Genomic DNA, 13,823 nt, shown 5'->3' with positions numbered 1-13,823 from the left:
ACATTATTGTGCAAAAAGGTGAGAAACATGCGGGTGCTGATACTCGGAGGTGGCGCAATCGGCCGCTCGATAGCAGACTCCCTCAAAGGGGAGTTTGAGGTTATAATCATCGAGAAGGATCAACTCCGCGCAAAGGCCCTTGAGGATAGCGGTTTTCAGGTTGTTCAGGGTGATTTTTCCTACACCGCGACCCTGCTGAAGGCCGGTATAGACAAAGCAGAACTCGTTATAATCGCCACGATGGACGTTGACACAATAAAGAAGACTGTTTACGTCATAAGAACCAACAACAAGGAGGTTCCCATTCTAACGGTTCTCCCCGACGAGGTGAGCCTCGACGAGCTCGTCTCGCAGATAAACGAGGAGTTTGAGGCAGAGGTTAAGGTTGACTACGCGATTTCCCCGAGGAGCGCCCTCAAGGACGTCATGGTAAAGACCGTAATGATGCTGGGCGAGAGGAAGAACGCAAACCTTCTCGTAAGGAAGCTCAAGGAGCTCAAGTCCAAGAACGACTCCCTTCTTATAGTCATGCACGATAATCCGGACCCGGATGCCATAGCCAGCGCGACGGCACTCAGTGTCATAGCCCAGACGCTCGGCTTCAAGACCCAGATAGTCTACGGGGGCGAGATAACGCACCATGAGAACAGGGCCTTCGTCAACCTCCTCGGCGTTGACATAAGGAAGATTTCCCGCGGTTCCTACGAGCTCAAGCGCTACCCAGTGATAGCCCTCGTGGACTGCCAGCCCAACGGGAACCTGACGATACTGGAGGGCAACGACTACGAAAAGATAAAGATACTCATAGACCACCACCAGATACTCCAGCACCTTCAGGAACTCCTCCCCGACGATGCCTTCCTCGATATAAGGCCCGAGGTGAACTCATCGTCCGCCATACTGGCCGAATACCTCCGTACCCTCAACATATCGGTCACACCGACTCTCGGGACGGCCCTCTTCTACGGCATCTACATAGACACCAAGAAGTTCTCCAAGCTGAGCCACGTTGACCTCAAGGCCATCGAGTTCTTGGCGGGCAAGGTTGATTACGAGCTCCTCGATAAGATAGAGCACCCCGACATAAGCACTGAGACGGCCGAGATACTGGCCAAGGCCATAATGAACCGCCGCATATACAAGAACGTCGTCGTCAGCAACGTTGGCTTCATCACCAACCGCGACGCCATAGCCGAGTCGGCCGACTTCCTCCTCCGGCTGGAGGGCATAACGACCGTTCTGGTGTTTGGAATCGTTGACGACAGGATAGAGATATCCGCGAGAACCCGCGATGTTAGGGTCAACATCGGGACCGTTCTCAGGGAGGCTTTCGGCGACATAGGTAGCGGCGGCGGACACACGCAGTCCGGCGGTGCCAGAATTCCGCTTGGAATATTCAAGCTCGCGAAGGACAAGAGCTCGCTGCTGAGGCTGGCAGAAGAGGCCATAACCGAAAAGTTCCTGGACGCGCTAAAAGTTAAAGAGGGTTGATCATTCTTCCCTTGCCTTTACCAGTATTATATCCCCAATCGCGGTGACCCTGTCGTAGGGCACGCCCACCTTCTCCCCAGGAAGGCCTAGGGCGAGTATCCTGGCCTGCCCCCTATCGATCTCGATCAGTATCTCGTCAACGTAGCCGATGTAGTAGCCCTTGGTGTTGTATATCTGCTTCCCGTAGAGCCTTGAGAGGCGCATCACCATTTTAATCACCGAATTAGGTTATCGGTGAACGTATTTAAACGTTACCTCCTGGGAATGTTTCTGGCCGCGGTGAAGGCCCACCTTCCGAAGACCGCAAAGAACGCGAGTATTGCCCCCATGACCCCCACCGTGAATAGGCCGACGACAGCTCCCTCCGTCCCCTGAAGGGGCTGATAACCCTTGAAGGTTAGCATGGCGACGGCAAAGCCGCCGAAGTAGGTCAGGGGCACGAGGAACATGTCGAAGAACCCGCTGGCTCCTACGAGTATCATGGCCGCCATCACGATGGCGAGGAACGTGTAGATGTCGTTGGACGCCACCGGTTTTACCATCCATAGACCCGCGAGGAGCGACGTGGCGGCGAAGCCCAGCGGGAAAGCGTACGCCGACGCCCTGCTCTCGATGGGGTACCTCACCCCGAGGAGGGCGCCAAGGAGCATGCCCGCGTATATCAGGTACACGAAGTTTTCGTTTCCTCTGGGGGAGTACATGGCAACGGCTATCGCAAATCCAGCGAAGGAGCCAACCCCCGCCCAAGTGAGAACCGACTTCCAGTTCATCCTTTCACGACCCTCACGGTTATCCTGTCTCCGTCTCTCAGCCCGAGGGTTTCCCTCAGGCAGACGGGGGCAACTATCTCGGCTATCTTGGGGGGATGGACGGTCCTCGACGGGATTACTATCGCCCCTTCCACGTCCTCTATCTGAACGCGGTAGGCCTTGACGTCACCGAAGGTTCTTCCATCCTTCACGAAACCCGGAAGGATCACGGGTCTAACGCCACAGAACGCATCGAACACGGTCTTTGGAAACAGCACCCTAATGTTGAGCGTTCCGGGGTACGGTTCGAATCCCAGATACTCCCTCATCAGGTGGGCGTATTGCCTGACGTAGTACGCGCCCTCGCCTATTCCCGAGATTACCTCGCCGATTATTATGCCGTTGTAGAGGGCCTCCGAAATGGCGTCGCACAGGTTCTCAAGGAAGGTCAGGCCCTCATGGCTGATCTCCACGTACGTTTTCCTTCCCACTACCTCCTTGTCCACGAGCCCCTCTTCCTCCATCTCCTCGAGGAGCCTGAGAACCGACTGGGGAGAGATTCCCAGCTCGTTGGCGAGTTCCCTAAGGGTGATCTTTATCTTCTTTCCAAGCGCCCCTCTTCTGGCGAGCAGTATGAGCATCTCTATCCTCTTCATAGGCCTCCCCTCTTCGATAGCCTGTCGGCGAGCCTGAGCGGCTTTGGATAGCCTCCCTCAAGCAGGGGCTCGATGAGCCTCACCGCAGATTCTAAGTCGACTAAATGGCCGACGCTTACATAAGCTTTTCCCACCTTCCTGAAGTCTTTCTCCGCGACTCCCTTCAAGGGCCTCTTGGCGACCCCTATCACGGGCCTTTCGATGAGCAGGCCGATGTGGCAGGCCAGTCCGTATCCCCTGGGATGTGCCTTCCCGTGCCCCTCCACCAAGAGGAGGTCGAATTCCTCTCCTCTGAGGGCCAGCAGGATGGGCCTGGTCTCGCGCAGGAAAAAGAATGTGGGTATGTAGGGGAACGAAACCTCGGTCTCAACGACCTTCGTCCTCAAGACTTCGCAGTCGGGATAAGAACAGAGAACGAAGGCACCCCTGGCGGTGTCCCCTCGGTAAGAGACATCGACCGCCGCGACGGTTTTTACCTCCTCCGGTCTGAGCGGTCTCTCCTCTACCCTCAATGCCAGCTTTTCCTGGATCCTCTCGATTTTCCGGAGTTTTTCATCGAATTCATTAATCACATAATCACCGAATTATGTAATTATGCCATCATTCTTTCCCAATCGCGGTCTCCAGCTTCTCCTCTAGCTTCCTGCTCAGCTTTGCCCTCGTCAGGTCCTCGAGGGTTCTCTCAAGGATGTGCCTGGCCTGATCCTGCTTGCCCCTGATGTTCACGAGCCCCTTCGGATACTCGAGAGTCATGAGCTCCTCGTAGATAGCCTCCATGAAACGGTAGACCTCCTCGGCACCCCCGATATCTCCCTCCAGGAGCAGTATCAGGAAGCGCCTCCTCAGCTCCCCTATGAAGTCGCCTATTCCCAGCGCGTAGTCCGCGTGCGGAACCCCCAGTTCGGATGGTGACGGGAATCTCCCGCCCGTGATGTACGCGAAGAACAGGCTTGCCTCCACGAACTCCTGGTGGGCGCTCTGAACGTAGCCCGTGAAGTATATGTCGGGATGCTCTCTGAGCTTCTCCCTCAGGCTCTTTACCCTCTCACCGGCAAGTTTGAGACGGTCGGAGGCTTTCTCGGCTTCGCCGCGGTGGAGGGCCTTTATGGCATCCCCACTCAGGCGAACTATCTCCCTCGTGAGTCTCAGAGCCTCCTCCCTCAGGGCGTCCTTCTCATCCAGCACGGTTCGTATCTCATCTATGATAGTCTTTAGCTCCATGCTCTCACCGGGGGATGTTAGGAAGAACCGGTTAAAAATGTGGGCTTGGCCATCCCCCACCATCATCGGCAGCTCGACGGCACCCTCGGGCGGTCCGGAGACCAAGCCCTGTCCGCCCGGCATCGTCGCACCCCTTCATCGCTGCCCGAACGCTCCGGGGACCGGGCCACCGGGCGTCGTCGGATGCCGTATGGAGAATTTTCGGGAAAAATTTTAAGGATTTTGGTGTTGATAACTCTCAGGAATATTCGGCTCCCGAATTCATGCCGAAAAATATATAAAGTGATGAACAGAGCCGTCCATACAGACCTTGAGGGGTGACGATCATGGCTGAGAAGGTTAGAAACATAGTGGTTGAGGAGCTCATGAGGACTCCGGTTGAGATGCAGAAGGTTGAGCTCGTTGAAAGGAAGGGAATCGGCCACCCGGACAGCATAGCCGATGGAATAGCAGAGGCCGTCAGCAGGGCGCTCAGCAGAGAGTACATCAAGAGGTATGGAATCATACTCCACCACAACACCGACCAGGTTGAGGTCGTCGGCGGAAGGGCCTACCCGAAGTTCGGGGGCGGTGAGGTCATCAAGCCGATATACATCCTCCTCTCCGGAAGGGCCGTCGAGATGGTTGACCGCGAGTTCTTCCCGGTTCACGAGATAGCCATCAGGGCCGCCAAGGACTACCTCAAGAAGGCCGTTCGCCACCTGGACCTCGAGAACCACGTCGTCATAGACTCCCGCATAGGTCAGGGAAGCGTTGACCTCGTTGGAGTCTTCAACAAGGCCAAGGAGAACCCGATTCCGCTCGCCAACGACACCAGCTTTGGAGTCGGCTACGCTCCCCTCAGCGAGACCGAGAGGATAGTCCTCGAGACCGAGAGGCTCCTCAACAGCGACGAGTTCAAGAGGAAGTATCCTGCCGTCGGTGAGGACATCAAGGTCATGGGCCTCAGGAAGGGCGACGAGATAGACCTCACCATAGCCGCTGCGATAGTTGACAGCGAGGTTCAGACCCCCGAGGACTACCTGGCCGTTAAGGACGCCATCTACGAGGCCGCCCGCTCGGTTGCGGAGGAGCACACCGAGAGGAAGGTCAACATCTACGTCAACACCGCCGACGACCCGGAGAAGGGCATCTACTACATCACCGTCACCGGAACCAGCGCCGAGGCCGGCGACGACGGTAGCGTTGGAAGGGGTAACCGTGTTAACGGCCTCATCACCCCGAACAGACACATGAGCATGGAGGCCGCTGCCGGAAAGAACCCGGTCAGCCACGTCGGAAAGATTTACAACCTCCTCTCGATGCTCATCGCCAACGACATCGCCGAACAGGTCGAGGGCGTCGAGGAGGTCTACGTCAGGATACTCAGCCAGATAGGCAAGCCCATCGACGAGCCGCTCGTCGCGAGCGTTCAGGTTATCCCGAAGAAGGGCTACCACCTCGAGACCATCCAGAAGCCGGCCTACGAGATAGCGGATGCATGGCTCGCGGACATAACGAAGATACAGAAGATGATACTGGAGGACAAGCTCAACGTCTTCTGAGCTTTTCTCCTTTTCTAAAAGTTTTGAAAAAACTCAGACGGCGGGATAGCCGTTCTGCTTGAGAACCCTGACGAGCCTCGCCTCTTCAAGGGCGAGGGCAACTTTCTCCTTCTTGACTTTGGCGAGCTTCTTGGCGGCCACCTTTTTCTGACGGGCCACCCTTATGAGTTTGGCCTCCTCAAGCATGAGGAGCTCCTTCTGCTTCTTCACAACGTGCAACTTCCTCTGAAGTAATTTTAGCCTCTCCATTCCGTGTCACCTGCGTCTATATAGAAACTATAGTCCTTAAAAGGTTTTCGCTGAATGCTACATGTACATTCGACGATTAACGAGGAACAAGCATATAAACTTCCGGTAACAAAATAGAGTGAGTTCTCGGGGGTAAATCGATGATAATCGCCGTGAGTGGTACTCCCGGAGTCGGTAAAACCACGGTCTCCAAAATCCTGAGCGAAAGGCTTGGGTATGAATACGTGAGCATAAAGGACTTCGCCCTGGCAAAGGGCATCGGGGAGAAGGTAGGGGATGAAATCGAGATAGACGTTGACGAGCTCTCCCGGGCAGTTGGAGAGGAGTTCTCCGGGAGGGATGTTGTGATAGACGGTCACCTGAGTCACCTGGTTCCAGCCGATGTTGTCGTGGTTCTCCGCCTGCATCCCAAGATGGTGGCCGAGAGGCTCGAATCCAGGGGCTATCCCCGCAAAAAGCTTGCCGAGAACGTCGAGGCAGAGCTCGTGGACGTTATTCTCGTCGAGGCCATCGAGGAGAATGAAAACGTCATAGAGGTGGACACCACAGGCAAAACTCCCGATGAAGTGGTCGACGAGATTCTATCCCTCCTGAATAGTGGGGTGAAGAGGAGGGTTGGAATAGTCGACTGGAGCTGGGCCTACGATGACGTCGTTCAGTATCTAATGCTCGGAGGGGATTAAATATGGGGGCCCTCAAATGGCTCAGGTTTCTGCTCACGATACTCCTCGTTGCGATTATCCCGATCATTATTGGGTATCTCCTGTGGGAGAGAAGGGGCCTCACTGCGGCCATCGTTGTGGTTCTCATCGCGTACTTCCTGGTTTACTGGTACGGTGACCGGATTCTGATGAGATGGTACAGGGCAAGGCTCGTTGGGGAGAGTGACTATCCCTACCTGTACGCCGTGCTGAGAAAGCTCGCCTCCAGCGCCGGGATTCCGGTTCCCAGGCTGGCCCTGGCCCCGGTTGGAACCCCCAACATATTCTCCGCCGGTAAGGGGCCCGGGAGCAGCACGATAGTTCTGACCTATGGCCTTCTCAGGGTTCTGGACCCCGAGGAAATAGAGGGCGCCATTGCCCACGAGATTGCCCACATAATCAACAACGACACACCCCTTCAGACCCTCGTCTCCGTGATCGGTGGCTCTCTCCTTGGCGTGGCCTATTCCATCGACCGCTTGATAAACCCGCCCTCCCGCACCAGGAAGAGGAGCAACCCCAACGATGGCCTCCTTCTGAGGATTCTCACGCCGATAGCGGGGATTTTCCTTCACGTTGGCCTCAGTCCCTCGCGCGAGTACTTCGCGGATGAGCACGGCGCGAGGATAAGCGGGAAACCGCTCGCCCTGGCCAGCGCCCTTCTCAAGCTCGAAAAGGCAATCTCCTTCCGCCCGATGCGGGGAGGGAACCTCGCGACATCAGCCATCTTTATAGTCAACCCGTTCCGGGGCGACCTCGCGGACATGGTCTCCACGCACCCTCCAACGAAGGATAGGGCAGAGAGGCTCCTGAAGCTCGCTGAAGAGATGGGTATCTACACGTAGGGGGCGGTTCCGTGAGGTTCGTAGCGGTTACCGACATCCATGGAAACGCCAAGAGGGCCTGTCAGCTTGCCGAGGTGCTGAGGAGCGGGGAATTTGACGCCCTCCTGGTGGCAGGAGACCTCACGCATTTCAGCGGTTCCGAGAAGGCGAGGGAAGTCCTGGCACCAATGCTTGAGCTTGGGATGCCCCTGGTGGCGGTACACGGCAACTGCGACGGCAGAGACGTCCCGGAACTCCTGACGGAACTGGGGATAAACGCCCACAACAGGCGGGTTGAGGTCGGTGGAGTTGGCATAGTTGGAATCGGGGGCTCCAACATCACGCCGTTCCACACCATATGGGAGCTGACGGAGGATGAGATTGGAGGGATACTCGAGCGAAACTACCGCGAGGGGGACATAATCCTCTCCCACGTTCCACCCCATGGAACGGTCGCCGACAGGGTCCACTTCGGCCATCACGTTGGTAGCAGAGCACTCAGGGAGTTCATAGAGGAGAGGCAGCCCCCGCTGGTTGTCTGCGGTCACATACACGAGGGGAGGGGAATCGACCGGATTGGGGAGACCATAGTGGTGAACCCCGGCCCGCTCTTCAGGAAGTATTACGCCGTGATAGAACTCGAAGAAGAGATAAAGGTGGAGCTGAAGAAGCTTTAAACGAGCTTCTTCTCCTTCAGCACTTTTTCCATCCTGTCCATGGCCTCTTCGAGCTGCTCGTAGGCCGTCGCGTAGCTTATCCTGATGTAACCCTCCCCGGCGCTTCCGAAAGCCGAACCCGGGACGACGGCGACCTTGGCCTCCAGGAGCATCAGCTTGCTGAACTCCTTGCTGGTCAGGCCGGTGTCCCTCACGCGCGGGAAGATGTAGAACGCTCCCTTGGGCTTGACCGTCGGAAGTCCCATCTCGTTCAGGCGCTTCCAGACGAGGTGCCTTCTCCTGTCGTACTCTTTCCGCATCTCTTCGACGGCTTTCCAGCTGCGTTCGTCCTTCAGGGCCTTCGCCGCCGCGTACTGGGCGAACGTAACCGGACAAGTGGCGTTGTACATCTGGAAGCGGGTCATCCTCTCGATTATCCACTCGGGGGCGGCCACGAATCCGAGGCGCCAGCCGGTCATGGCAAAGGTCTTGGAGAAACCGTTGATGGTGAGAGTGCGCTCAAACATGCCGTCGAGGGAGGCTATGCTGTGGTTCTTAACGCCGTCGTAGACGAAGTGTTCGTAGACCTCGTCGCTGAAGACTATGAGGTCGTGCTCAACGGCGAAGTCCGCTATCTCCTCGAGGTCCTTCTTGGTGAGGACAGCACCGGTCGGATTGTTTGGGCTGTTTATTATGATGGCCCTTGTTTTGTCCGTAACGTGCTTCTCGAGGTCGTCAACGCTAAGCCTGAACTCGTTCTCCTCGTAGGTTGGGACTTCAACGGGCTTTCCGCCCGCAAGGAGAACCGTTGGGGCGTAGCTGACGAACATCGGGCTCGGGATGAGAACCTCCTCCCCGTCCTTCAGAAAGGCCGCGAATCCCATCAGAAAAGCCTGGTTCGCCCCGACGGTCACCATGATCTGGGTCTTCGGATCAACCTCGATGTCGTTCTGCTCCTTCAGCTTCCACGCGAGGGCCTCCCTGAGCATCATTAAACCCGCGTTCGGCCCGTAGTGGGTCATCCCCCTGTCGAGGGCTTCCTTCGCATACTCCTTGATATGTTCAGGGGTGTCGAAGTCTGGTTCACCAATTCCGAGTGAGATGAGACCCTCAACACCCTGGGCAAGGTCAAAGAGCTTCCTAATCTCAGAAGGGTTGACGAGTTCCAGCCTGTCGCTCAGCGCCATAAGCATCACCGAAGGAGTTTGGGAGCAATGTTTATAACTTTACCTCAACGAAAAGATGTTCATCGAAGTGCTTAAAGGTTCACTGATGTCTGAAGTGGGGCACGTAATAGTAAACCGAAAAAGGGTAAATACCATGAGAACCAACATTAACCAGTGTTGCAAGGGGTGATCACATGCCCGAGGAAAAGAGGGAACCTCCCGTCGATGAGGAGTCGATTGAGAAGCTGGGAAAGGCCGTTGACGAACTCAAGGAACTGAAGGAGCAGGTGCCAGGGATATCCGCGGCCCAGATAGACGAGATTATAGCCACCCTCGTGGAGGTGAAGCAGGCACTCCTCCCAAAGGTCGACATGGGGAAGGTCTTCGATGCGGTTCAGGGAACCGAGACGGAAATTCACCTGAAGTTCACCAAGCTAACCCTGGACGGCGAGATAACCCTGAAGATAGTGCCTCTCAGGAAGGAGTGAGGCATCTCCTTTTATCCCGTGCCGGTGGTGCCCGTGGACGCTGGGAGCCTGCTTGAGAGCGCCCTGAAGCTCCAGAACCTTATAGTCAGCGGTTCGCTCGAGGTTTCGGCAGAGGGGGTTCTCATTCGGATCACCAGGGATGACGTGGTGGTCGACATAATCGACGCCGGGAAGTTGCTCGAGGTGGCCTCCCCACTCATGAAGATGAGGGAAGGGGAAGGGGGCATCACCGGGAAGCTGGAGGTTCTGAAGCAGCTGAAGGGCCTTGAGGAGGTGGCGAACAGGCTGGACGAGGAAGGGAAAACTGTGTTCCTCATGTACCAGGGGCAGGAAGTCATGGTGATGGGGTTCAAGGCCAATCCGACAATCTTCGGCCTGAAAAACATTGAGGTGAGGGGCAAGCTGCAGATGGTGAGGCTGTCCCTAGCCTTCCTTAGGGCACTGCTCTAACTCAGCGCCCATGGACGGCGAAGCCCTCGATGACCAGCACATCGAGTCCCGCGTTCCTGAACGTTCTCAGCGCGTCCTCCGGCGAGCAGACTATGGGCTCTCCGTGCATGTTGAAGCTTGTGTTCAGCACCGCGCCCATGCCGGTCTTCCGCTCGAAGGCTTTGATTATCCCGTAGTAAGTCGGGTTGATTTCCTCTCTCACAGCCTGCGGCCTCGTTGTGCCGTCCACGTGAACGACGGCTGGAGCGAGCTCCCTGAAGCTTTCGCTCGCGGTGTAGCTCATGGTCATGAACTCGTTGGGCCTTCCGTTGAGGTCTTCGAGGTACTCCTCAGCCTTCTCCCACAGCAGCGAAGGCGCGAATGGCTGGAAGACGTCGCGCTTCAGGGCAACGTTGAGCCTCTCCTTAACGGTCTCATCCCTCGGGTCGGCTAAAATCGAGCGGTTTCCCAAAGCCCTCGGCCCGAACTCCATACTGCCCTGGAAGAAACCGACCAGCTTGCCCTCGGCCAAGGCGTCCGACACGAAACCGGAAACGTCAACCTCCTCGAACTCAACGCCCCCGTTCCTCAGGAATTCCTCAACCTGTTCGCTGGAATAATCCGGGCCGAGGTAAACGTGCTCCAGCCTGAACGGTCTCCATCTTCCGTCAAGCCTATCCATCTGTGCCTTCGCAAAAACCGCCGCTCCGAAGGCCAGGCCTCCGTCGTCCATCGCCGGGAAGACCCAGAGGTTATCGTCTCCAAAGATTTTCCTCAGAACCGCGTTCGCCTTGACGTTCTGGGCAACTCCCCCAGCGTAGGCAATGGGAAGGCCTCTATCCGTTAGTTTAACTCCCAGCTCCTCAATCAGCCTCTCCAGATGGGCCTGAGCGCTTGCCGCTATCTCCATGGCCTTTTTCTGGAGCTTACCCTCAAGCTTTCCGCGCTTCATTTCCATGGCAGTTTCCTTTGCCTTCGAAAGGGGATAGCCAAAGAACTCGGCGAGCTTCCTCGTTGCTTCGATCCCGATGAGCCCGAGATGATTGTCGAAGCTTAGCCCGTTGAGCTCTATGATCGAGCTTAAATCGTAGGTTGGCCTCCCGTAGGCGGCGAGACTCATTACCTTGCCCTCGTGGCGCATCGGTTTGAAGCCCAGAAGCTCGGTAACGGAGGCGTAGAAATCCCCCAGGGAGTCGAGGTAGGTGCTCTGGGCTATCCTGACCATCTCCCCATCTCTCGCGACGTAAATCGAGGAGCTCAGTCCGTCTCCAGCGGCATCAATGCTTACGGCGAGAGCATCTCTCCAGCCAGAGGTGTAGTAGGCCGATGCCGAATGGGCTAGGTGATGCTCAACGAAAAGGATCTTCCGTTTAAACTCGGGCCCGAAGAGTGCGCGGAGGTTCCCCTCAAGCTCAAGAAGTCGTTTCTGCTTCCGGAATATGCCCGCAACGGCTATGATTTCAACGTCTTCTGGACCAGCTCCCGCCATCTCCAGGACTTTCCGCACGCTCAGGACCGGAAAGCCCCTGTACTTCTTGACCCTGTTGAGCCTCTCCTCGTTGACGGCGAATACCCTACCCCTGTCAATGAGCGCCGCACCCGCGTCGTGACCGTCGTGGATTCCCAGAATCATGGTGGTGCATTCCACCTCCCTTTTTTAAACGTTGGGGAAGGGAAGAATTTAAAAATCCGGACGGATTAATAGGTATTGGAGGTGAAACCATGAAGAAGGTTGCTGCAATCCTGGCCCTTTTCCTCCTGGTGCTCGTCCCCTTCGCCGGGGCGGTGAGCGCTGCAACGTGGAGCTATGAGAGCTTCATCAAGCAGTCAATGGCCTGGTACTACCTGTACCAGAGCGATGAGCACAAGTTCAACGAGCTCTACAACCTCAGCGCTCAGATGAACGTCAGCAACGAGACCCTTTCCCTTGCCATGGAGCTTTACAACAACGCGAGCGCCGAGTACAACCAGGCCCTCACCTACGGCATCCCCCAGGGAAGCCGCACCCTCAGCTGGGTCGTCTTCAGCGTCCACATAAGGAAGGCCTACCTCTACATGAGCCAGGCCGTTGAGGTCCTCGAAGAGGCGCTCGCCTCCCTTGAGAATCAGACCGCCTGATTCCTCTTCTTTATTCCTTTGAACGTCAAAAGTAAAGCTGAAAAAAGAGATCAGTAGGTTCTTGCGAACCTCGCCACAAATTTTGCCTCCCTGCCACAGACCGGGCACTTCTTGCCCTCTGGAGCTTTGGCCTTCTCCTCGGGGTAGGGCGTTCCAAGCATCTTGGCGTCGAGTATCTCCTCCATCTCAAGTCCACAGCTCTCCTCGCCGCACCATGCTATCTCCACTATTCCGCGCCTGTCCTCGAAGACGGCCTTGGCTTCCTCTATGGTCTCGACGCGCTTTATGTGGCTCTCAAGGAACTCCCTGGCACGGACGTACAGGTTCTCATGAATCGCATCGAGGGTTTTCCTAACCTCATCAACGATGGTATCGCGCTCAACCGTGACCTTCTCAAGGGTGTCGCGCCTGGCTATAACGGCTTTTCTGCCCGCAACGTCCCTCGGACCGACCTCCACACGGAGGGGGACTCCCTTGAGCTCCCAATCGTAGAACTTCCTTCCCGGCCTTATGTCACGCTCGTCAACGTGGACTCTGAGACCCCCCGTCCTAAGCTCCTCCGCTATCTCGCGGGCGTAGGCGAAGACGTCGGCCTCGGCGTCCTTCTTAGGAATCGGCACGATCACGACCTGTATCGGGGCCACCGTCGGAGGCAGAACCATTCCCCTGTCGTCGCCGTGTATGGCTATGACAGCCGCGAGAAGGCGCTCGCTCATTCCGAAGGTGGTCTGGTGGACGTACTCGTGGTCTCCACTCTCCGTCTCGTACTGGATGTTGTAGGCCTTCGCGAAGTTCTGGCGGTAGTTGTGCATGGTTCCGATCTGGAGAGTCCTGCCGTCGGGCATCATGACCTCTGCCCCGAGGGAGTAGTAGGCACCGGGGAACTTGTCCCAGTCGGGCCTCTTGGAGACTATGTAGGGCAGGGCTAGGAACCTTGCAAGCCTGTCGAATATCTCGAGGTCCTCCTTTATCTGCCTCTCCGCGTCCTCAAAGCTGTCGTGGGCGGTGTGCGACTCGAAAAAGCGGCTTATCTCCCTGACGCGGATTAATGGCCTCGTGTGCTTGGTCTCGTAGCGGTAAACGTTAACTATCTGGTAGATTTTGAAGGGCAGATCCGCGTGGGAGCGGATCCACAGGGAAAACATCGAGTACATAGCGGTTTCACTCGTCGGGCGAAGGATGAGCCTAACGTCGAGGGGGTCGTGACCGGCATGGGTGACCCAGAATACCTCGCCCTCGAAGCCGGCTATGTGCTCGGCCTCCTTCTGGAACTCGGTTTCAGGGATGAGCGCCGGGAACAGAACCTCATCGTGCCCGGTCCTCTCCATCTCGGAGTGTATGAACCTCTCAATGTTCCTCATGATTTTCAGCCCGTACGGGAGCCAGATGTTCATCCCCTTGACCGGATAGCGCTTGTCCTGGATTCCGGCCGTTTCAATCAGCTCGTTGTACCACTCGCTGAACTCCTCGCTCCACTTCTTCCTCTCCACCTTACCCATCTACACCACCTAAAGGGAGAAACCGGAAAAGT

17 protein-coding genes are annotated in these 13,823 nt (G+C 56.6%); 8 read left to right on the top strand and 9 right to left on the bottom strand.

The features are described from left to right. Nucleotides 1–27: 27 nt before the first annotated feature. Nucleotides 28–1,491, top strand: coding sequence for a DHH family phosphoesterase (locus A3L10_RS03085; RefSeq protein ID WP_088866354.1), 1,464 nt, complete (start codon nucleotides 28–30; stop codon nucleotides 1,489–1,491). On the opposite strand, the gene A3L10_RS03080 is transcribed toward A3L10_RS03085, so the two are convergent. From A3L10_RS03080 to A3L10_RS03060, 5 genes are read right to left on the bottom strand one after another with little or no spacing between them, the layout of a single operon-like run. After that, nucleotides 1,492–1,701 (bottom strand): PRC-barrel domain-containing protein, encoded by a 210-nt coding sequence (locus A3L10_RS03080; protein WP_088180270.1) that lies wholly within the window; start codon nucleotides 1,699–1,701, stop codon nucleotides 1,492–1,494. Nucleotides 1,702–1,742: 41 nt separating this feature from the next. Then, entirely contained in the window at nucleotides 1,743–2,261 is a 519-nt protein-coding gene (locus A3L10_RS03075) for a hypothetical protein (protein ID WP_088866353.1), read from the bottom strand. Further along, nucleotides 2,258–2,896, bottom strand: a complete 639-nt coding sequence (locus tag A3L10_RS03070; protein WP_088866352.1) for a DUF120 domain-containing protein — start codon at nucleotides 2,894–2,896, stop codon at nucleotides 2,258–2,260. The genes A3L10_RS03075 and A3L10_RS03070 overlap by 4 nt, the downstream gene beginning before the upstream one ends. Beyond that, entirely contained in the window at nucleotides 2,893–3,468 is a 576-nt protein-coding gene (locus A3L10_RS03065; protein ID WP_088866351.1) for an endonuclease V, read from the bottom strand. The genes A3L10_RS03070 and A3L10_RS03065 overlap by 4 nt, the downstream gene beginning before the upstream one ends. Nucleotides 3,469–3,496: 28 nt before the next feature. Further along, nucleotides 3,497–4,117, bottom strand: a complete 621-nt coding sequence (locus A3L10_RS03060) for a translin family protein (protein WP_088866350.1) — start codon at nucleotides 4,115–4,117, stop codon at nucleotides 3,497–3,499. Between the two features lie 326 nt (nucleotides 4,118–4,443). Here A3L10_RS03060 and A3L10_RS03055 point away from each other — a divergent pair, with 326 nt between their 5' ends. Continuing rightward, nucleotides 4,444–5,661 (top strand): methionine adenosyltransferase, encoded by a 1,218-nt coding sequence (locus A3L10_RS03055; protein ID WP_088866349.1) that lies wholly within the window; start codon nucleotides 4,444–4,446, stop codon nucleotides 5,659–5,661. Between the two features lie 33 nt (nucleotides 5,662–5,694). Here A3L10_RS03055 and A3L10_RS03050 read toward each other — a convergent pair whose 3' ends face one another. Next, on the bottom strand, nucleotides 5,695–5,910 hold the full coding sequence (locus A3L10_RS03050) for a hypothetical protein (RefSeq protein WP_088180276.1): 216 nt from the start codon (nucleotides 5,908–5,910) through the stop codon (nucleotides 5,695–5,697). A gap of 140 nt (nucleotides 5,911–6,050) precedes the next feature. Here A3L10_RS03050 and A3L10_RS03045 point away from each other — a divergent pair, with 140 nt between their 5' ends. From A3L10_RS03045 to A3L10_RS03035, 3 genes are read left to right on the top strand one after another with little or no spacing between them, the layout of a single operon-like run. Then, on the top strand, nucleotides 6,051–6,593 hold the full coding sequence (locus tag A3L10_RS03045; RefSeq protein WP_088866348.1) for an adenylate kinase family protein: 543 nt from the start codon (nucleotides 6,051–6,053) through the stop codon (nucleotides 6,591–6,593). 2 nt (nucleotides 6,594–6,595) lie between these two features. Further along, on the top strand, nucleotides 6,596–7,456 hold the full coding sequence (locus A3L10_RS03040) for a M48 family metalloprotease (protein WP_088866347.1): 861 nt from the start codon (nucleotides 6,596–6,598) through the stop codon (nucleotides 7,454–7,456). Nucleotides 7,457–7,467: 11 nt separating this feature from the next. Next, nucleotides 7,468–8,112, top strand: coding sequence for a metallophosphoesterase (locus A3L10_RS03035; protein ID WP_088866346.1), 645 nt, complete (start codon nucleotides 7,468–7,470; stop codon nucleotides 8,110–8,112). Here the strand turns inward: A3L10_RS03035 and A3L10_RS03030 are convergent. Beyond that, complete coding sequence (locus A3L10_RS03030; RefSeq protein WP_088866345.1) at nucleotides 8,109–9,278, bottom strand: pyridoxal phosphate-dependent aminotransferase; 1,170 nt, start codon at nucleotides 9,276–9,278, stop codon at nucleotides 8,109–8,111. The two genes, A3L10_RS03035 and A3L10_RS03030, sit on opposite strands and share 4 nt — an antisense overlap. A gap of 173 nt (nucleotides 9,279–9,451) precedes the next feature. Between A3L10_RS03030 and A3L10_RS03025 the strand changes: the two genes are divergently transcribed. Continuing rightward, complete coding sequence (locus tag A3L10_RS03025; RefSeq protein ID WP_088866344.1) at nucleotides 9,452–9,745, top strand: hypothetical protein; 294 nt, start codon at nucleotides 9,452–9,454, stop codon at nucleotides 9,743–9,745. 27 nt (nucleotides 9,746–9,772) lie between these two features. Continuing rightward, nucleotides 9,773–10,195 (top strand): hypothetical protein, encoded by a 423-nt coding sequence (locus A3L10_RS03020; RefSeq protein ID WP_157726875.1) that lies wholly within the window; start codon nucleotides 9,773–9,775, stop codon nucleotides 10,193–10,195. Nucleotide 10,196: 1 nt separating this feature from the next. Here the strand turns inward: A3L10_RS03020 and A3L10_RS03015 are convergent, their stop codons facing one another. After that, entirely contained in the window at nucleotides 10,197–11,807 is a 1,611-nt protein-coding gene (locus tag A3L10_RS03015) for a carbamoyltransferase family protein (protein WP_088866342.1), read from the bottom strand. Nucleotides 11,808–11,896: 89 nt separating this feature from the next. Here A3L10_RS03015 and A3L10_RS03010 point away from each other — a divergent pair, with 89 nt between their 5' ends. After that, nucleotides 11,897–12,292 (top strand): pyrolysin, encoded by a 396-nt coding sequence (locus A3L10_RS03010; protein ID WP_088866341.1) that lies wholly within the window; start codon nucleotides 11,897–11,899, stop codon nucleotides 12,290–12,292. A gap of 50 nt (nucleotides 12,293–12,342) precedes the next feature. On the opposite strand, the gene proS is transcribed toward A3L10_RS03010, so the two are convergent. Next, nucleotides 12,343–13,791 carry a proline--tRNA ligase gene (gene proS / locus A3L10_RS03005; RefSeq protein WP_088866340.1) on the bottom strand — a complete coding sequence of 483 codons (1,449 nt, stop codon included), beginning with the start codon at nucleotides 13,789–13,791 and terminating at the stop codon, nucleotides 12,343–12,345. Nucleotides 13,792–13,823: the final 32 nt, after the last annotated feature.

The organism is Thermococcus radiotolerans, assembly GCF_002214565.1.
Classification (GTDB): Archaea; Methanobacteriota_B; Thermococci; order Thermococcales; family Thermococcaceae; genus Thermococcus; species Thermococcus radiotolerans.
Note: the sequence above shows the minus strand (reverse complement) of the source record. Positions and strands in the feature narration are given on the sequence as shown.